Genomic DNA, 17,651 nt, shown 5'->3' on the forward strand with positions numbered 1-17,651 from the left:
ATAGGAGCAGGGCGCGCGCGAGGAGGCACGGAATGACAGTGGGGCACAGCGGGGCGGCCGGCCCCGTGCCGGGCGCGGGAGCGGCATGAGCGCCGGCTCCACCGTCGAGCGCGCCTTCGCCACCGCGCTGTTCTCCGCCGACGGCGACCTGGACACCGCCGCGTCCCTGCTCGCGGCCGACCCGTCCGCCGACGCCGAACTCGCGCTGCGGGGGCGGGAGTTCGTGCGCCGGACCTGGGAGCGCGGCTGGCAGCCCGCCGATGTGCTCCGGATGGCCGGGCGTGAACTGGCGCCCGAGCACGCGGGGCTGGCCGCGCGGCTGATCCGTGCCGAGACCGGCCGCTACGGGACGCTGCCGCCGCGCTGGGCGGAGCAGATCGCCGCCCTGCCCGCCGACGAGCCGCGCCGGGACCGTTTCTCGGCCGCCACCGCGACCCTGGAGCTGTACCGGCTGCTGCTGCGGCTGCCCGCGATCGAGCCGGTGGGACCGGTGCCGGGGGAGTCCGTCGGCACCCCGGTCGCGGGTGAGCCGCGCGCCCTGGCGCGGATCCGGGCGCTGCTGGCGAAGGCGGAGGCGACCGGCTACCCGCCCGAGGCCGAGGCGCTGTCGGCCAAGGCGCAGGAGCTGATGGCCCGGCACTCGGTCGACGAGGCGCTGCTCGCCGCCCGGACGCACGCCACGGACGCGCCCGGCGCCTGCCGGATCGGCGTCGACGCCCCGTACGAGACGGCGAAGGCGGTGCTGCTCGACGCGGTGGCCGGCGCGAACCGCTGCCGCGCGGTGTGGAACAGCGCGTTCGGCTTCTCCACGGTCGTCGGCTTCCCGCCCGACCTGGAGGCGGTCGAGGTGCTCTACACGTCGCTGCTTGTGCAGGCGGTCGCCGCCATGACCCGGGCCGAGGCGGAGCAGCGGGCCGCGGGGCGCAAGCGTACGAAGACGTTCCGGCAGGCGTTCCTGGCCGCGTACGCGCACCGGATCGGCGACCGGCTGACGGCCGCGACCGAACACGTGGTGGGCGGACAGGACACGTTGCTGCCGGTGCTCGCCGCGCGGGACGTCGCGGTGACCGGCCGCGCGCAGGAGATGTTCCCGGAGACGGTGACGACGCGGGTGCGGGGTGTCGTGGACGAGGCGGGCTGGGTCGAGGGTGCGGCGGCGGCGGAGCGGGCCAGGGTGCGGCGGGATTCATAGGGCCCGTGGGTGCGGCTCCCGTGGGCGAGTGCGCGCCGTCGTACCTTGCTCGCGCAGTTCCCCGCGCCCCTGGCGGGGCACGACATGAGCCCGGCCGGCCCAGCCACGACGGCGCCGCAGCAGCGACTCCCCGAAGCCACCCGGCGCACCACACCCACCCGCACCAAATGCCCGTATTATCGCGGAGTGAGTTGGTTCCGGGCGCTCAAGGACACCACCCGCTCGGGCCTGACCGTCGAGCGGAAACGGCTGGAGCCCCTGATCGCCCTGCGCGGCACGGCCGGCCTCGCGGTCGTGATCGCCATCAGCCTGTCGCTGTTCGGGCCGGCGGTGGCGGCGGGCTCGGCGTTCGGCGGGTTCCAGGCGGCGATCGCCACGTTCCAGCGGAGCTGGCGGCCCCGGCCGGAGCTGGCGCTCGCCTCCGGCGCGAGCCTCGGCGTCTCCACCTTCCTCGGCTACCTCACCGGCTCCCACCTCTTCCTGTTCCTGCCGCTGCTCGGCCTCTGGACGTTCCTGGCGGGCCTGTCCTGGGCGGCGGGCCCGACCATCGGCATCATCGCCTCCTCGAACGTGGCGATGATGCTGGTGACCATCACCCTGCCGACGACGGTCGCCGAGGCCGCGGGCCACGCCGCCATGATGGTCTTCGGCGGCCTGGTCCAGGCCGCGCTGGTGATCCTCTTCCCCGTACGCCGCTGGGGAGCGCACCGGGACGCCCTCGCCGACGCGCTGGCCGCCGAGGCCGACTACGCGCGGCGGCTGCGGCACGACCCGGTCGCCGAGTTCGACCCGGCGCCGCTGATGCTGGCCCGCAGCGCCGCCGCGCTCACCCCGCGCCAGGCCCGCACCCGCCCCGCCCAACTGCACGGCACGCGCGGGGTCGCCGAGCGCATCCGCCCGGTCCTCGCCTCCCTCGCCGACCCGGCCGTCGGCGTCCCCGCCGAGGGGCCCGAGCGGGACCGGGCCCGCGAACTGCTGGCCGCCGCCGGCTCGATCCTGGACGCGGCGGCCCGCGCCATCCGCCACGGCACCCCCGTCACCATCCCGCCCGGCGCGATCGCCGCGTTCCGCACGCCCGACAACGGGACGATCCTCTCCGGCCCGGCGCAGCGCGCGGCCGACCGCCTCGGGCCGCTCCTGCGGGACGTCGTGGAGACGGCGGGCGGCACGCTGCCCGAGGAGGCCGCCGCGCTCCCCCCGGCCGCGGCCCTGCGCCGCCGCCTCACCCGGCCCCGCCGTCCCCGCGCAGGTCCGGCGGCCCGGCCCCCGGACCTGGCCCCGCTCACCGCGGCGGCACCGGCCGCGCCCCCGTACCGGGACCCCGGCCGGCCGCTGCGCCGCCCCACCCTCTTCGAGCTGGTCCCCGCCGCGGTGCGGGCGATCCGGCGGGAGGCCCGGCCCGGATCGCCGGTCCTGCGGCACGCCACCCGGGTCTGCGCGGTCGCCGTCGCGGGGTACCTCATCGGCGGCGCCCTGCCCCTCGGCCACGGCTACTGGGCGCCGATGTCGGCCGTCATGGTCATGCGGCCGGACTTCTCGCAGACGTACTCCCGGGCCGTCGCCCGCTTCGGCGGCACCCTCGTCGGGGTCGCCCTGGCCACCGGTGTCGTCCAGCTCGCCCACCCCGGCACTGAGCTCTCCGCCGCCCTCGCCGTCCTCTGCGCCGGGCTGATGTACCTGCTCATGCGCACCGGCCAGCTCGCGTCCCAGGCCTGCGTCGCCGCGTACGTCGTCTTCCTGCTCGGCATGGGCGGCGAGACCTGGAGCCAGACGGTCCCCGAGCGCCTGGTGCTCACCCTCGCCGGCGGCCTGCTGGCGACGCTCTCCTACGCGCTCTACCCGGCCTGGGAGACGCCGCGCCTGCGCACCCGGCTCGCCGACTGGCTCGGCGCGCTCGGGGAGTACGCGGCCGTGGTCGTCGACCACTACGCGCACCCGGCGGGCAAGGCAGGACCGGAGGTGCGCGCGGCCCTGCTGAAGGCGCGGGACGCCCACATCGCCTGGCAGGACGCGATCGACCGGGCCGGCACCGAACCCGTCCGCCACCGGGGCCTGTCGAACGCCGCCGCCGACGACGCCGCGCACGCCCTGCACCATCTGGGCCGCGTCGCGATGCTGATGGAGGCCCACCTCCCGGAGCGCGACGCCACCCCCGTCCCCGCCGCGGCCGCCCTCGCCGACGCCCTGCGCACAGCGACCCGCGACGGCGCCCGCGCCCTGCGCGAACGCCGCGTCCCGCGGTGGGGGCCGGTCCGCGCGGCCCTCGAGGCCTGGGACGGCGAGGGGGTCCCGGACCGTGTCGTGCGGCGCGGCGCCGGCATGCTCCTGGAGGCGCTGGAGGCGCTCTCGGACGCGCTGGACACCGACGTGCCGCCGATGACCGTCAAACCGGCGCACGAGACGGACGGGCCGCGCGAACCCTGAGGTCGTGCGGCCCGTCGAAGCCTGGAGGAGCGGGATCAGCCGGTCGGCATGCCGCTCGGGAGCCCGGTCGGCAGCCCTGTGGGCAGCTTGCCGTCCGCCGACTTCGTGAACGTGTCGGCGGTCCCGGCCTTCCAGGTCACCTTCATGGTCGTGCCGTCGTTGGACTCGACCGTCCCCACGGTGCGGTCGGTGTTCCCGTCCGCGCACTTGAGGTCGAGCGCCGGCTTCTGCGCGCCCGTCACGGTCCCGGTGCACAGGTGCCCGTCGCCGGTGCTCAGCGACGCCTGCGCGCCCCCGACCACGAGGACGACGGCCTGCCCGCCGGTGGTGGCGCTCCAGATGCCCTCGCTGTCCTTGGCGGAGCCCGGCGAGCCCGAGCCGGCCGCACCGGAGTCGTCCGCTCCGGACGAGGCCCCGCCGGACGCCGCGGACGACGGGCCGTCCGACGCCGTGTCGTTGCCGTCGTCGCCGCTGCAGCCGGTCACGGCCAGGGCCGCCACGACCGCCGCGGCACCCACGGCCATCCGATTCCTGATCCGCACACCATCCCCCTACTCGCCGCTGTCGCCGCCGAAGTTACCAGCCGTTACGGCCGGGAGCGGGAGTGACGCATCTCACCGCACGGAGGCCCGCTGGCTTATTGAAAATGGGTACCATTTCCATATACTGGCCGCATGGCACGCAACGAACTCCGCCCAGTGATCAAGCTCAGGTCCACCGCGGGGACCGGCTACACGTACGTGACCCGCAAGAACCGCCGCAACGACCCCGACCGCGTGACGCTGCGCAAGTACGACCCCGTCGCCGGCCGGCACACCGACTTCCGAGAGGAGCGCTGACCATGAACAACGCCATCCACCCCGCCTATGCCCCGGTCGTCTTCCGCGACCGCGCCGCCGGCCACGCGTTCCTCACCCGCTCGACCATGACGAGCGAGCGCACGATCGTGTGGCAGGACGGCGCCGCCTACCCCGTCGTCGACGTCGAGATCTCCGACGTCAGCCACCCCTTCTTCACCGGCAACCAGCGGGTCCTGGACACCGCGGGCCGCGTGGAGCGCTTCGAGCGCCGCTACGGCACCACCGCGTAGCCGGGGTCAGAACGGGAAGCGGCTGCGCCCGTGCTGCACCGAGATCCACTTCTGGGTGGTGAAGGACTCCACGGTGGCCTCGCCGTTCAGGCGGCCGAGGCCCGAGCGCTTCTCGCCGCCGAACGCGACGAGCGGTTCGTCGTGCACGGTGCCGTCGTTGACGTGGATCATGCCGGTGTCGATCCGGTGCGCGAACGCCACGCCCCGCTCGATGTCGCCGGTGTGCACGGCCCCGCTCAGCCCGTACGGGGTGTCGTTCGCGATCCGGACAGCCTCCTCGTCCCCGTCGAAGGGGATGAGGAGCGCGACGGGACCGAAGATCTCCTGGCGCAGCACGGGGGAGTCGGCGGGCAGCCCGGTCAGCACCACGGGCTCCACCAGGTTCCCGTCGACCTCGCCGCGCAGCAGCACCGTCGCGCCCTCCCGGACCGCCTGGTCGACGACGCCCGTCACCGCCTCCGCCTGTGTGGAGTTGATGACCGGGCCGATGACCGTCGCCGGGTCGCGCGGGTCGCCCGCCTTGAGCGTCGCCACCTTCGCGACGAACTTCTCGGTGAACTCCCGCTCGACCTTGCGGTCCACGAGGATGCGGTTGGCGGCCATGCAGACCTGGCCCTGGTGGACGTAGCGGCTGAAGACCGCCGCGTCGACGGCGTAGTCGATGTCGGCGTCGTCCAGGACGGTCAGCGCGCTGTTGCCGCCGAGCTCCAGGACCGCGTGCTTGAACTGCGCGGCGCAGACCGTCGCGACGTGCTGGCCGACCTTGTCCGAGCCGGTGAAGGAGATGACCTTCGGCACCGGGTGGGTCAGCAGCGCGTCGCCGATCTCGGCGATGTCGGTGATCACCACGTTCAGCAGCCCGGGCGGCAGCCCCGCGTCCTCGAAGATCTTCGCGACCAGCGAGCCGCCGACGATCGGGGTGTTCTGGTGCGGCTTGAGCACCACGCCGTTGCCGAGCGCCAGCGCGGGCGCCACCGACTTCAGCGACAGCAGGAACGGGAAGTTGAACGGCGAGATCACGCCCACCACGCCCACCGGCACCCGGTAGAGGCGGTTCTCCTTGCCGTCCACGGGGGAGGGGATGACGCGGCCCTGCGGGCGCAGCGCCAGCTGGACCGCCTCCCGCAGGAACTCCTTGGCGAGGTGCAGCTCGAACCCGGCCTTGACCCGGGTGCCGCCCAGCTCGTCGATGATCGCCTCGGCTATCTCGCCCTCGCGCTCCTCGACCAGCCGCAGCGCCTGCTCGAAGACGAGCCGGCGCGTGTAGGCGTTGGTCTTCGCCCACTCCTTCTGCGCCCGCTCGGCCGCCCGGTACGCCTCGTCGACCTCCTCGACCGAGGCGGCGGTGATGGAGGCGAGCTTGTCGCCGTTGTACGGGTTGAAGTCGAGGATGTCCCACGCGCCGCGGCCCTGACGCCAGGTGCCGTCGATGTACTGGCGGTCCAGCTCCGTGAAGTAGTCCCGGGCGGACTGTGACGGTTGCGTCGGTTGCGTTGTCATGGGGGAGATCCTTGCTGCAGCGCCGGACACCTGATGGGACGTCATCGTACGGTTGTTACCAGCGAGTCGCAGCGTTTACGGCATCAACTAGCCATGTACTCAGTCGAATTCGGTCGCGATGCGGCGCAGGAGCGCCAGGCTCTCGTCCGGCGCGGGGCACTCCTCCCCCAGCCGCGCCATCGCCCGCTCGTACTGGGCCACGTCCTCGGCCTTGTCCAGGTACAGGGCGCTGGTGAGCTGTTCGAGGAAGACGAGGTCCGAGAGGTCGGACTCGGGGAAGGAGAGCAGGGTGAAGGTGCCGGACTCGCCCGCGTGCCAGCCCTGGCTGAACGGCAGGACCTGCACGGTCACCTGCGGCAGCTGGGCCATCTCCACCAGGTGCTCCAGCTGGCCCCGCATCACGCCGGGCCCGCCGTGCACCCGCCGCAGCGCGGCCTCGTCGAGCACGATCCGGACCTGTGGCGCCCGCTCGGAGACCAGCACCTTCTGCCGCTCCAGACGCAGTGCCACCCGCCGGTCCACGTCCTCCCGGGACGCGCCCCGCATGCCCTTCTCGACCACCGCGTGCGCGTACGCCTCGGTCTGCAACAGCCCGTGCACGAACTGCGCCTCGTACCCGCGGATCACCGACGCGGCGCCTTCGAGCCCGATGTACGTCTGGAACCAGCCGGGCAGGACGTCGGAGTAACTGTGCCACCAGCCCGCCACGTTGGCGGCCTTCACGAGGGCGAGCAGCGCCTCGCGCTCGGCCTCGTCGCTCACCCCGTACAGGGTGAGCAGGTCCTCGACGTCCCTGGCCTTGAAGCTCACCCGTCCCAACTCCAAGCGGCTGATCTTGGATTCGGAGGCGCGGATCGAGTACCCGGCGGCCTCGCGGGTGATGCCGCGCGCCTCCCTCAGGCGCCGCAGTTGCGAGCCCAGCAGAATGCGCCGCACCACTGAGCCGCTCGCGTCCCCAGCGCTCACGTCACTGCCTCCCCATCGGTTCAAGGGCCGAAGTCTGCCATTAAAACGCTCCACCCCGTACTCGTCCGGTTACGGAAATGGAAAGATCGCGAAAGACCTGCGCAATAAGTCGTAGGAAGAAATGAACAAGAAGCGGTACGGGAAGGGACAGTTCCGGCGCGTGCACGTGCATCTGCCCTTGCATCCGATGTACGCATTCGGAACGATGGCCACGCCACCGCTCGCTACGTACCGCGAATCTGGGGAGTGCCTCGCATGGGGACGAACAGATCGGCCATGCTCGAGCCCGTCGACGCGTTGCGGCAGGGGCTGCCGCCGCTCGATCCCTCGGCCGTCTCCAGCTCCGCGTCCTGCGCCCTGCCCGCCCGCTACGAAGCGGTGCGCAGCGCCCGGCAGTTCACCCGCCGCACGCTCGCGGACTGGGAGGTGCCCGAGCGGTTCGACGACATCTGCCTGGTCGTCTCCGAGCTGGTGACCAACGCCCTGCGGCACGCGCTCCCCGCCGACGCCCCGCTCGGCCAGGAGCCGCCGGTGCGGCTGCACTTGATGCGGTGGGCCTCGCGGGCGGTCTGCGCGGTGCGCGACCCCAGCTACGAGAGCCCGGTGGCGGGGGGCGCGGGGGAGGACTTCGCGGCCGAGTCCGGGCGCGGCCTGTTCCTCGTCGAGTCCTTCAGCGACGGCTGGGGCTGGCACCCGCTGGCCGGCACGCTCAGCGGCAAAGTGGTCTGGGCCCTGTTCACCCTCTGAAACCGCGTCCGTCTCGCTGTACGGCGAACAGGCCGCGACGGGCCCGATGTCTACGCGCGTCGAGATTCCCGTGGCCGGATCAGGCGCCCGCGATCAGGTGGTCGAACTCGCCGTCCTTGACGCCGAGCAGCAGCGCCTCGATCTCGGCGGGCGTGTAGACGAGGGCTGGGCCGTCCGGGAAGTTCGAGTTGCGCATGGCCACCCTGCCGCCGGGCAGCTTCGCCAACTCCACGCAGGAGCCCTGGGAGTTGCTGTGCCGGCTCTTCTGCCAGACCACTCCGTGCAGCTCCGTGGCCGCCATACCGTTGTACGCCTGATGCACGGTTCGCTCCCCCGCTGATGCTGTGACTGTGAACTGACCTGTGGCAGAGGTGAATGCGGTGATCAACTTTCCCGACTGCCCAGGAGCATAGCTGCGTTCATATGCCAATGCATGGGCAGATGCACGTGCACAGGGGGTGGTCCCGCGGTTACAGGGCACTGCGCACCTGCCCCGGATCGTGACACCCCACGCGCCACGATAGAGGACACGATCTGACCTACATGGCGCATATCTTTCTCTGTGTCGGAGCGAGTACGGCGACGGCGCCCAGGAACATTTCCGGACGAGAGGTGGCCCTCATGGTCATGCACGTGAACCCCGAGGCTCCCGGCGACGAGCGCGGTGCGCTGCTCGCCTTCATCGCCGAACAGCGTGGCGGGGTGCGCCGGGCCCTGCTCGGCCTCACCGACGAGCAGGCCGCGTCCCGGCCCAGCGCCTCCGAGCTCTCCCTGGCCGGACTGCTCAAGCATGTGGCCGAAGTCGAGCAGGGCTGGATCGCGCGGGCCCAGCAGATCGCCCCCGACGTCGAGCGCACCCCCGACACCTGGGGCGACAGCTTCCGTCTGGTCGGCGACGAGACGGTCCAGGACGTCCTGGACCGCTACACGGACGTCGCGCGCCGCACCGAGGCGTTCTTCCGCGCCGTGCCCAGCCTGGACGACACGTTCCCGCTGCCGGACCAGCCCTGGTTCAACGGCTGCCCCGCCGTCTCGGTGCGCTGGCTCGGCCTCCACCTGATCCGCGAGACGGCGCGGCACGCGGGCCACGCCGACATCATCCGGGAGTCGCTGGACGGGAAGACGGCGTTCGAGCTGGTGGCCCTCGCGCAGGGCTGAGTCCGCCGCGGCCTCAGTGGTGGAAGCCGGTCGCCGCGGCCCGGTCCCGGGTGAAGGGCCCCGGCTGCCTCCGCAGCTCGGGCAGGAGCCGGGTCAGGTCGTCGAGCAGGAGCTGCGCGAGGTCCGCCGAGAACCCGTTGCGGCACACCACCCGCAACACAGCCAGGTCCTCGCGGTGCGCGGGGAAGGTGTAGGCGGGGACCAGCCAGCCGCGCTCGCGCAGCCGCCGGGAGACGTCGAACACGTCGTACGCGCTCACGTCCGGCGCGGTCGTGAAGGCGAAGACCGGCAGCTCGTCGCCGCGGGTGACGAGGCGGAAGTCGCCGAGCGCCTCGATGCGTTCGGCGAGGCCCCGGGCGACGTCGCGGGTCGCCCGCTGCACCGCCCGGAAGCCCTCGCGGCCCAGGCGCAGGAACGTGTAGTACTGGGCGACCACCTGGGCGCCGGGCCGAGAGAAGTTGAGGGCGAAGGTGGGCATGTCCCCGCCGAGGTAGTTGACCCGGAAGACCAGCTCCTCGGGGAGGGCGTCCGCCGTCCGCCACAGGGCCCAGCCCACGCCCGGGTAGACCAGGCCGTACTTGTGGCCGGAGGTGTTGATGGACGCCACGCGCGGCAGCCGGAAGTCCCAGACCAGCTCGGGGTCGAGGAAGGGCGCCACCATCGCGCCCGAGGCCCCGTCCACGTGGACCGGGATGTCGAGCCCGGTGCGCTCCTGGAGGGCGTCGAGCGCGGCGCACAGCTCCGCGATCGGCTCGTAGGAGCCGTCGAAGGTGGAGCCGAGGATGCCGACGACGCCGATCGTGTTCTCGTCGCACAGCTCGGCGGCGGCCGCCGGGTCGAGGTGGAAGCGGTCGCCCTCCATGGGCACCTGCCGGGCCTCCACCTCCCAGAAGGTGCAGAACTTCTCCCAGCAGACCTGCACGTTCACGCCCATCACGAGGTTGGGCCGGGCCTCGCGCGAGGGGTAGCGGTCCGTGTTGCGCTTCATCCAGCGGCGCTTGAGCGCCATGCCGGCGAGCATGCACGCCTCGCTCGACCCGGTCGTCGAACAGCCCACGGCGGCCGACGGGTCGGGCGCGTTCCACAGATCGGCGAGCATCGCCACACACCGCTTCTCCAGCTCCGCGGTGCGCGGGTACTCATCCTTGTCGATCATGTTCTTGTCCCGGCACTCCGCCAGCAGGACGCCGGCCTGCGGCTCCATCCACGTGGTGACGAAGGTGGCCAGATTCAGGCGGGCGTTGCCGTCCAGCATCAGTTCGTCGTGGACGAGCTGGTACGCGGTCGCGGGCGCGAGCGGCTTCTGCGGCAGCCGGTGCTTGGGCGGCGCGTCCGCCATGCCCGCCGTCGGATCGGCCTCCCCGTAGAAGGGGTTCACGGACAGGTGGCGCTCCTCGCCGGGCTCGCCGGAGGGGCTCTGGTGCAGCGGGGCCATGACGTCAACTCCTGGGTCGCGAACGGGCGGGGCGGGGCGGTTCAGCGCACGGACGTGCCGTCCGCCGACAGTTGCATCTGGGGGCGGCCCGTCACGAGGAGCCAGGCGGGCAGGGACGCGACGCACATCAGGGCGAGGATCGCGGGCGAGGCGACGAGGACGGCGGAGGTGAAGAGGCTGATCCAGCCCTGCCGGGTGATCGCGAGCAGGATGCCGAGGACGCCCGCCGCGACGCCGACCGACACGTTCACCGCCGGTACGAGCGCGTGCGCGCACAGGCCGAACGCGGCGCCGACGAACACGGCGGGAAAGATCCGCCCGCCCCGGAACCCGCACGCCGCGGCGGTCACCAGTGCGGCGAGTTTCACCACGGTCATCACCGCGAACTGCCCGGCCGACCAGCCCTGCGGGTCGGCGGCCAGCTCCCCCACCTCGTGCAGCCCCTTGAAAAGCGTCAGATGCCCGCCGAGCGCGCCCAGCAGACCGAGCAGCAGCCCGCCGAGCGGCAGCATGAGCATCGGGTGGCGCAGCCGCGCGAAGGCGGCGTGGACGTAGGGGAAGGCGTGGACGGCGAGCATGCCGAGCACGGTGGCCGCGCAGGAGACGACGAGCGCGGCCAGCAGATCGCCCCAGCCGGGCCGGCCGAAGGGCGGCAGGCCCAGGTCGAAGGAGGGCGAGGCGATCAGCGTCGTCGTCAGCGCGCCCGCGGCGGCGGCGAGCAGCGGCGCGAAGAGGTTGTCCCAGAGCGACCCCTTGATCGGCAGGGGCTTGCCGGCCAGCGCCTCGGAGACGACGAGCGCGGCGGCGACCGGGGTGCCGAACAGGGCGCCGAGCGTGGCCGCCGAGGCGAGCGAGGCCCACAGGGCGCCGGGGGACGCCGGCGCCGCCTTGCGGCCGAGCCAGAACGCCAGCGCGACATTGGTGGCGATGATCGGGTTCTCCGGGCCGAGGCTGGGGCCGCCCGCGAGCATCAGGGCCGCCGCGACGACCAGCCCCGGCAGCACGTAGGGCGCCACCGGCTCCTCGGCGCCCAGGCCCAGCGTGGCCGGATCGGGGCCGGCGTGCCCGGGGGCCTTCCACACCACGAGGCCGACCAGCACACCGGTGGCCGTGAGCATCACGATCATCCACAGCGCGCCGTAGCCGCTGACGCCCAGCGCGCCGGGCAGCCGCGTCCACAGGACGTCCTGGAGCCTCTCGGCGGCCTCACTCACCGCGAGGAACAGCAGACTGCACCCGACGCCCACCACCAGGGCGGGCGCGACGAGGGGCAGCAGGGTGCGAGCGGAGACGGCGGGCGGTGCGGCCGGGGGCGGCGCGACGGCGGCTTCATTGCTCACGGCGTCACCTTAAGCGGACATTGGGCGCATAACACCCGGAGCGTGTGGCCGGGCTTGCTCCTCACGTGACGTGAGGAGCCAAGCTGACCAACGGAAGGGAGCGGGAACGCGACGACCAGGGAGTTGTGGATGAACTACGCGGTGGGGCACGTGGCCGCACTGGCCGGTGTCACGGTGCGCACCCTGCACCACTACGACGAGATCGGCCTGCTCGTACCCGGCGAGCGCAACACCGCCGGCCACCGCCGCTACAGCGACAAGGACCTGGACCGGCTCCAGCAGATCCTCTTCTACCGGGAGCTCGGCTTCCCGCTGGAGGAGGTCCGCACCCTGCTCGACGACCCGGCCACGGACCCGCGCGCCCACCTGCGGCGCCGGCACGAGGAGCTCGTCGCCCGCATCCAGAGACTGCAGGAGATGGCGGACGCCGTCGAACACGCCATGGAGGCACAGAAGATGGGAATCCAGCTCACCCCGGAGGAGCGGTTCGAGGTCTTCGGGGAGAAGGACCCCGAGCAGTACGCCGAGGAGGCCGAACAGCGCTGGGGCGGCACGGAGGCGTACGCGGAGACGCAGCGGCGGACCGCGGCCTACACCAAGGAGGACTGGAAGCGTCTCCAGGCCGAGGTCGACGACTGGAGCGCGCGCTACGCCGCCCTGGTCGCCGCGGGCGAGGACCCCGCGGGCGGGCCGGCCATGGACCTGGCCGAGGAGCACCGCGTACACATCGGGCGCTGGTTCCACGCGTGCTCGTACGAGCTGCACGTCTGTTTCGGCGACATGTATGTGGCCGACGAGCGCTTCACGGCGTACTACGACGCCATGGGCGAGGGCGTCGCCCGGCACCTGCGGGACGCGATCCACGCGAACGCGGCCCGGCACACCGGCTGAGGTGGTGCGGCCACGCGCGCGTGGCCGCACATACCGGCAGGTTTGCCACAGTTGACGCACAGTGCATCCTGAGAGGGCCACTGGAACCTGGCGGCGGCGAGCGGCGTTGATAACTTTGCATCGCCATTGCCTTGGCTGATCTCGTTCTGTTCCTTTTCCCAAGCCCTCAGGAGCCCGGACCCGTGATGACGCTTGCTCTCGGACCAAGCTGGCTGGACCCGGACTACTTGCTGAACACGTTCGGCATCTGGGGCCTGCTCCTGATCGTGTTCGCGGAGTCGGGGCTGCTGATCGGCTTCTTCCTGCCCGGTGACTCGCTGCTGTTCACCACGGGTCTGCTGATCACCGCCGGCACCATGGACTTCCCGCTCTGGGGGGCCGTCGCCCTGATCTGCCTCGCCGCGGTCCTCGGCGACCAGGCGGGGTACGTCTTCGGCAAGAAGGTCGGCCCCTCGCTCTTCCGGCGCCCGGACTCCAAGCTCTTCAAGCAGGAGAACGTGCAGAAGGCGCACGAGTTCTTCGAGAAGTACGGCCCGAAGTCGCTGGTCCTGGCCCGGTTCGTGCCGATCGTGCGCACGTTCACGCCGATCATCGCCGGCGTCTCCGGCATGAAGTACCGCTCGTTCCTCACGTTCAACGTGATCGGCGGGGTGCTGTGGGGCGCCGGTGTGACGCTGCTCGGCTCCTGGCTGGGCAACATCGAGTTCGTCCACAAGAACATCGAGGCGATCCTGATCCTGATCGTCCTGGTCTCGGTGGTGCCCATCGCCATCGAGTTCCTGCGGGCGCGCGGCAAGTCCAAGAAGGCGGCCCGGGCCCAGCAGGGCGGCCCCGCGGACCCGGCCCAGGCCCCCTCGCAGCGCGGCCGGCACGCCAAGCGGTAGGACGGGCCCCGGCGCCCCGCGCCGGGCCTCAGAAGCCGCGTGTGCGCTTGGCCGCGCGGCGGTTCGCCGCCCCGGGGGAGCGGATGAACAGCCGGGAGATCTCACCACCGAGGTTCACCCCGATGGCGATGGCCATCGCGAGGGCGGCCGCCTTGGACAGCGACACCAGCCCCTGGTTCACGTCGTTGTGGGCGATCGCGAGCAGCCCGAAGTACGTCGCCGAACCGGGGAGCAGCGGCCCGATCGCGGCCGTGACGTAGGGCAGCGCCGACGCGAACCGGTACCGGGAGAACAGCTGGCCGAAGAGGCCGACGAGCCCGGCCGCGGCGGCGGTGGAGGCGACCGGCGAGATCTGGCCCGCGTCGTGCATCGCCCCGTAGACGACCCACGCCACGCCGCCGTTGAGGGTCACCGCGAGCACGGTGGACCGCTCCTGCTGCAACAGCACCGCGAACGCGAGCGAGAGCGCCATCGACGCGGCGATCTGCCACAGCGGCCGCTCGACGGGCTTCAGCGCCGCCTCCGGATTGAGCTGCGCGTTGAGCTGCACCCCCACGTACAGCATGATCAGCACGCCGATGACGATGCCGACGAAGAAGTACATGACCTCCAGGAGCCGCGCCGAGGCCGTGATGTAGAAGCCGGTCAGGCCGTCCTGCACGCCCGCCACGAGCGCCCGCCCGGGCAGCAGCGCGAAGAGCCCACCGGTGATCACCGCCGACGCCTTCACGTCCACGTGGGCGAGACTGAGCACCAGGCCGATCGCCGCGGGCGGCATCGCGGCCACCGTGAACTGGTAGAACTCCGGGAAGCCGCGCCCCGCGCAGAGCCACGCCAGCCGGTCGCCCAGCATCGCGCCGACGGCCGCGGCGACGAACACCAGCAGATCACCGCCGACGAGGATCGAGGCGGAGCCGGCGAGCAGCCCGTTCGCCCCGGTGAGCGCCCAGCCGGGGTAGGGGTGGCGGTTGCGGCGGATCTCCGCGAGCCGCCGGTAGGCCTCCTCCAGCGTGATGTCGACCTCGTCGTCCTCGTCGCTGATGTCGTCGACGAGCCGGAACACCGCGGCGAGCCGGTTGTAGTCGGTGCCGCGGCGGCGCACGGTGCGCGAGGCGCTCACCGGGTCGTCGACCAGGGACGGCTGGAAGGTGATCGACAGCAGCGTGAACGTCACCGTCGGCTCGCACCGGTCGAGCCCGTAGGAGCGGCAGACGGCGAACATCGCCGCCTCCACGTCCTCCGCGCCCTCACCGCCGGCCAGCAGCAGTTCCCCGATACGCAGCGTCAGGTCGAGCACGCGGGGCACGGCGGGCCCGGCGTCGTCCTGCTTCTGCGCCGGTTCGGGGGCGGGCCGCTCGGCGACCGGCATCCGCAGCATCGTGCGCATCCGGTCCTGCCAGGGCGCCTCCTTGGTCAGCTTGACCATGGGGACGCCGTGCGCGGGGGTGAACGCGGCCGGGGACTGCCGGGAGCTGTAGGTCTTCGGGGGCGTGAACGCGGAGCCCTCCGCGTCGACCGTCTCGGGCGCCTGCACGTTCAGCCCGTCGGGCAGTGCGAACTCGGAGGTGACCGAGGACTCCTCCTCCACCACCGGGGCCGCCGCCACCACCCCGATGGGCTGCGTGAACTGACTGCGGGCCTCGTCGGACTGCGGCTTGCGGTCCTCCGGGGCCTGGGACTCGCGCTCCGTCACCTGTTCGGCACCTCTGTGGTTCCTTGCCTTCGCGCGTCTACGTACGTCTACGCACGTCTACGTAGACGTCTGCCTCCCGTACGCCTCAGTATGCGCACGAATACACGAACGGGCCGCACAACCCCGGCAGGGGTCGTACGGCCCGTTCGTGAACGGTTCGGTCAGTGACCGCCCTGGTCCTGAGCGCGCTTGTACGAACGCTCGATCTCGGCCTCGGCCTCGGTGCGGCCCACCCAGTCGGCGCCCTCGACGGACTTGCCGGGCTCCAGGTCCTTGTAGACCTCGAAGAAGTGCTGGATCTCCAGGCGGTCGAACTCGGAGACGTGGTGGATGTCGCGCAGGTGCTCCATCCGCGGGTCGGTCGCCGGGACGCACAGCAGCTTGTCGTCGCCGCCGGCCTCGTCCGTCATGCGGAACATGCCGATGGCGCGGCACTTGATGAGGCAGCCCGGGAAGGTCGGCTCGTCCAGGATGACCAGGGCGTCCAGCGGGTCGCCGTCCTCGCCGAGGGTGTTCTCGACGAAGCCGTAGTCCGTCGGGTAGGCGGTCGAGGTGAACAGACGACGGTCCAGACGGATCCGACCGGACTCGTGGTCGACCTCGTACTTGTTCCGCGATCCCTTCGGAATCTCGATCGTGACGTCGAACTCCACCGGTGGCTCCTCCATGATCAACACATACGACTGGTGGTTAAGTGTCCCTCACGCAGGTGTGTGATCGCGAAAGGGGCTGGTCCGCGGTGCCGGAGCTGAAGGCTTCGCAGCTCTTGACGAGCGCGGCGAAGACCGCTGCCACGTCGGTTGCGAGGAGCGGGACCAAGCACGTCACGGTGGGCGCGACGGCGGTGGGCCTTGCCCTCGCGGCCGTCGTGGTGGCCACGACCGGTCCCTGGGACGCTTCGGGTCAGCGTACGGCCGAGGCGCACCGGGCGGTCGCCCGGGACGCCGGGGGTGGCGCAGATCACGGTGCCCCCGGGACGCGGCCCGGGGTGCCGCCCGCCGCGCCGAGCGCGCCCGCGGTCCTCGCCGCGCCCGGCGCGGCGGTGCCCGGCCCGGCCCGCGGCGCGCTGGCCGACGTCCTGGATCCGCTGCTGAAGGACCCGGCGCTGGGCACGCACCGCACGGCCGCGGTCGTCGACGCGGTCACCGGCGAGCAGCTGTACGGGAAGTCCGCCGGGGACGCCCTCACCCCGGCGTCCACCATCAAGCTGGCCACGGCCGTCGGCGCCCTGACGGCGGCCGGTGCCGACCACCGCATCGCCACCCGTACGGCCCTGGAGAAGGACGCCGGACGGCTGATCCTGGTGGGCGGCGGCGACCCCACCCTGACGGCGCGTCAGAAGAATCCTTACGGCGCCGCCAGCCTGCGCACTCTCGCCGACAGAACGGCCGCTTCTTTGAAGAAGGACGGCCGCACCGAGATCACCCTCACGTACGACACCTCGCTCTACTCCGGGCCCGCCACCCACCCGATCGGCCCCAACGAGAACCTGGCCGAGGTCACCGCCCTCATGGTGGACGAGGGCCGCACCGACGACTCCGACAGCGGCCCCGCCACGCGCGCGGTGGACCCGGCGGCCTCGGCGGCGCAGAAGTTCGCGGACCTCCTGCACGACCGCGGCATCCGCACGAAGGGCGGCGCCCCCGCCCCGCACAAGGCCGCCGACGAGGCCGAGGCCGTCGCGAAGGTCACCTCGCCGCCGCTCTCCGCCCTGGTCGAACGGATGCTGACGCACAGCGACAACGACATCGCCGAGGCCCTCGCCCGGCAGACCGCCGTCGCCGCCGAGGAGAGCCACGACTTCGACGGCGCGGGCCGGGCGGTCAGGAAGCAGCTGGCCCGGCTCCACCTCCCGCTCTCCGGCACCCGCTTCGCCGACGGCAGCGGCCTCGACCGCGCCGACAAGGTCTCCGCCGACCTGCTCACCCGCCTCCTCGCCGCGGCCGCCGAGCCCGGCCGCCCCGGCCTGCGCTCCGTCCTGACCGGCCTGCCCGTCGCCGGCTTCACCGGCACCCTCAGCAGCCGCTACGAGGACGCGGCCGACGCCTCGGGCATCGGCCTCGTCCGCGCCAAGACCGGCACCCTCACCGGGGTCAACACCCTCGCGGGCACGGTCGTCGACGCCGACGGCCGGCTGCTGGTCTTCGCGTTCATGACCCAGGGCGCCCCCGGCCCCCAGTCGGCCCAGGCGGGCCTGGACCGCCTCGCCTCCTCCGTCGCCAACTGCGGATGCCGCTGAGCCCTGGCCTCCCCTAGGGGACGACAAGGGCGAACTGGGGGCCGCTCCCGGGGTCCGACCCCCTCCGCGTACGGGAGGGGTCACGTACCGTT

At 72.5% G+C, this 17,651-nt stretch carries 16 protein-coding genes and 1 pseudogene; 9 read left to right on the forward strand and 8 right to left on the reverse strand.

The features are described 5' to 3' along the window. The first annotated feature begins 85 nt into the window (after window positions 1-85). Together ABZY33_RS02070 and ABZY33_RS02075 are read left to right on the forward strand one after the other, a co-directional pair. Window positions 86-1,192, forward strand: coding sequence for a DUF2786 domain-containing protein (locus ABZY33_RS02070; protein WP_356489494.1), 1,107 nt, complete (start codon window positions 86-88; stop codon window positions 1,190-1,192). 186 nt (window positions 1,193-1,378) lie between these two features. Beyond that, complete coding sequence (locus ABZY33_RS02075; RefSeq protein WP_356489495.1) at window positions 1,379-3,616, forward strand: FUSC family protein; 2,238 nt, start codon at window positions 1,379-1,381, stop codon at window positions 3,614-3,616. A 35-nt stretch (window positions 3,617-3,651) separates the two neighbouring features. Here the strand turns inward: ABZY33_RS02075 and ABZY33_RS02080 are convergent, their stop codons facing one another. Beyond that, a complete protein-coding gene (locus ABZY33_RS02080) occupies window positions 3,652-4,140 on the reverse strand; it encodes a hypothetical protein (RefSeq protein ID WP_356489496.1) in 489 nt (162 codons plus the stop codon). 150 nt (window positions 4,141-4,290) lie between these two features. Between ABZY33_RS02080 and rpmG the strand changes: the two genes are divergently transcribed. Both rpmG and ABZY33_RS02090 read left to right on the forward strand, forming a co-directional pair. After that, a complete protein-coding gene (rpmG, locus tag ABZY33_RS02085; RefSeq protein WP_356489497.1) occupies window positions 4,291-4,455 on the forward strand; it encodes a 50S ribosomal protein L33 in 165 nt (54 codons plus the stop codon). Window positions 4,456-4,457: 2 nt separating this feature from the next. Continuing rightward, entirely contained in the window at window positions 4,458-4,706 is a 249-nt protein-coding gene (locus ABZY33_RS02090; protein ID WP_356489498.1) for a type B 50S ribosomal protein L31, read from the forward strand. Window positions 4,707-4,712: 6 nt separating this feature from the next. Here the strand turns inward: ABZY33_RS02090 and ABZY33_RS02095 are convergent, their stop codons facing one another. Together ABZY33_RS02095 and ABZY33_RS02100 are read right to left on the reverse strand one after the other, a co-directional pair. Then, entirely contained in the window at window positions 4,713-6,206 is a 1,494-nt protein-coding gene (locus ABZY33_RS02095) for an aldehyde dehydrogenase family protein (protein WP_356489499.1), read from the reverse strand. A 99-nt stretch (window positions 6,207-6,305) separates the two neighbouring features. Beyond that, entirely contained in the window at window positions 6,306-7,172 is an 867-nt protein-coding gene (locus ABZY33_RS02100; protein ID WP_356489500.1) for a helix-turn-helix transcriptional regulator, read from the reverse strand. A 255-nt stretch (window positions 7,173-7,427) separates the two neighbouring features. Here ABZY33_RS02100 and ABZY33_RS02105 point away from each other — a divergent pair, with 255 nt between their 5' ends. Further along, window positions 7,428-7,919 carry an ATP-binding protein gene (locus ABZY33_RS02105; RefSeq protein ID WP_356489501.1) on the forward strand — a complete coding sequence of 164 codons (492 nt, stop codon included), beginning with the start codon at window positions 7,428-7,430 and terminating at the stop codon, window positions 7,917-7,919. Window positions 7,920-7,998: 79 nt separating this feature from the next. Here ABZY33_RS02105 and ABZY33_RS02110 read toward each other — a convergent pair whose 3' ends face one another. Next, window positions 7,999-8,241, reverse strand: a complete 243-nt coding sequence (locus tag ABZY33_RS02110) for a DUF397 domain-containing protein (protein ID WP_356489502.1) — start codon at window positions 8,239-8,241, stop codon at window positions 7,999-8,001. Between the two features lie 299 nt (window positions 8,242-8,540). Between ABZY33_RS02110 and ABZY33_RS02115 the strand changes: the two genes are divergently transcribed. Then, complete coding sequence (locus ABZY33_RS02115; RefSeq protein ID WP_356489503.1) at window positions 8,541-9,077, forward strand: DinB family protein; 537 nt, start codon at window positions 8,541-8,543, stop codon at window positions 9,075-9,077. Between the two features lie 13 nt (window positions 9,078-9,090). Here ABZY33_RS02115 and ABZY33_RS02120 read toward each other — a convergent pair whose 3' ends face one another. Continuing rightward, window positions 9,091-10,512: a glutamate decarboxylase gene (locus ABZY33_RS02120; protein WP_356489504.1), complete on the reverse strand. Its 1,422-nt coding sequence runs from the start codon at window positions 10,510-10,512 to the stop codon at window positions 9,091-9,093. A gap of 41 nt (window positions 10,513-10,553) precedes the next feature. Then, complete coding sequence (locus tag ABZY33_RS02125) at window positions 10,554-11,852, reverse strand: ion channel protein (protein ID WP_356489505.1); 1,299 nt, start codon at window positions 11,850-11,852, stop codon at window positions 10,554-10,556. A 129-nt stretch (window positions 11,853-11,981) separates the two neighbouring features. On the opposite strand from ABZY33_RS02125, the gene ABZY33_RS02130 reads away from it, so the two are divergent. After that, window positions 11,982-12,743: a MerR family transcriptional regulator gene (locus ABZY33_RS02130; RefSeq protein WP_356489506.1), complete on the forward strand. Its 762-nt coding sequence runs from the start codon at window positions 11,982-11,984 to the stop codon at window positions 12,741-12,743. 182 nt (window positions 12,744-12,925) lie between these two features. Beyond that, window positions 12,926-13,549 (forward strand): annotated as a pseudogene (locus ABZY33_RS02135) (VTT domain-containing protein); the annotation flags it as partial. Between the two features lie 106 nt (window positions 13,550-13,655). On the opposite strand, the gene ABZY33_RS02140 reads toward ABZY33_RS02135, so the two are convergent. Beyond that, window positions 13,656-15,320 carry a threonine/serine exporter family protein gene (locus ABZY33_RS02140; RefSeq protein ID WP_356489507.1) on the reverse strand — a complete coding sequence of 555 codons (1,665 nt, stop codon included), beginning with the start codon at window positions 15,318-15,320 and terminating at the stop codon, window positions 13,656-13,658. Window positions 15,321-15,481: 161 nt separating this feature from the next. Further along, window positions 15,482-15,973 (reverse strand): inorganic diphosphatase, encoded by a 492-nt coding sequence (locus ABZY33_RS02145; protein ID WP_164303342.1) that lies wholly within the window; start codon window positions 15,971-15,973, stop codon window positions 15,482-15,484. A gap of 86 nt (window positions 15,974-16,059) precedes the next feature. Here ABZY33_RS02145 and dacB point away from each other — a divergent pair, with 86 nt between their 5' ends. Next, window positions 16,060-17,559, forward strand: coding sequence for a D-alanyl-D-alanine carboxypeptidase/D-alanyl-D-alanine-endopeptidase (gene dacB, locus ABZY33_RS02150; RefSeq protein ID WP_356489508.1), 1,500 nt, complete (start codon window positions 16,060-16,062; stop codon window positions 17,557-17,559). Window positions 17,560-17,651 lie beyond the last annotated feature (92 nt).

The sequence above is a fragment of the Streptomyces sp. NPDC006552 genome, from assembly GCF_040611655.1.
Lineage (GTDB): Bacteria > Actinomycetota > Actinomycetes > Streptomycetales > Streptomycetaceae > Streptomyces.

Coding starts and splice junctions, on each gene's coding strand:
- ABZY33_RS02080 (WP_356489496.1), bottom strand. CDS start 4,140: ATGGCCGTGGGTGCCGCGGCGGTCGTGGCGGCCCTGGCCGTGACCGGC.
- ABZY33_RS02115 (WP_356489503.1), top strand. CDS start 8,541: ATGGTCATGCACGTGAACCCCGAGGCTCCCGGCGACGAGCGCGGTGCG.
- ABZY33_RS02070 (WP_356489494.1), top strand. CDS start 86: ATGAGCGCCGGCTCCACCGTCGAGCGCGCCTTCGCCACCGCGCTGTTC.
- ABZY33_RS02130 (WP_356489506.1), top strand. CDS start 11,982: ATGAACTACGCGGTGGGGCACGTGGCCGCACTGGCCGGTGTCACGGTG.
- rpmG (WP_356489497.1), top strand. CDS start 4,291: ATGGCACGCAACGAACTCCGCCCAGTGATCAAGCTCAGGTCCACCGCG.
- ABZY33_RS02090 (WP_356489498.1), top strand. CDS start 4,458: ATGAACAACGCCATCCACCCCGCCTATGCCCCGGTCGTCTTCCGCGAC.
- ABZY33_RS02105 (WP_356489501.1), top strand. CDS start 7,428: ATGGGGACGAACAGATCGGCCATGCTCGAGCCCGTCGACGCGTTGCGG.
- ABZY33_RS02095 (WP_356489499.1), bottom strand. CDS start 6,206: ATGACAACGCAACCGACGCAACCGTCACAGTCCGCCCGGGACTACTTC.
- ABZY33_RS02120 (WP_356489504.1), bottom strand. CDS start 10,512: ATGGCCCCGCTGCACCAGAGCCCCTCCGGCGAGCCCGGCGAGGAGCGC.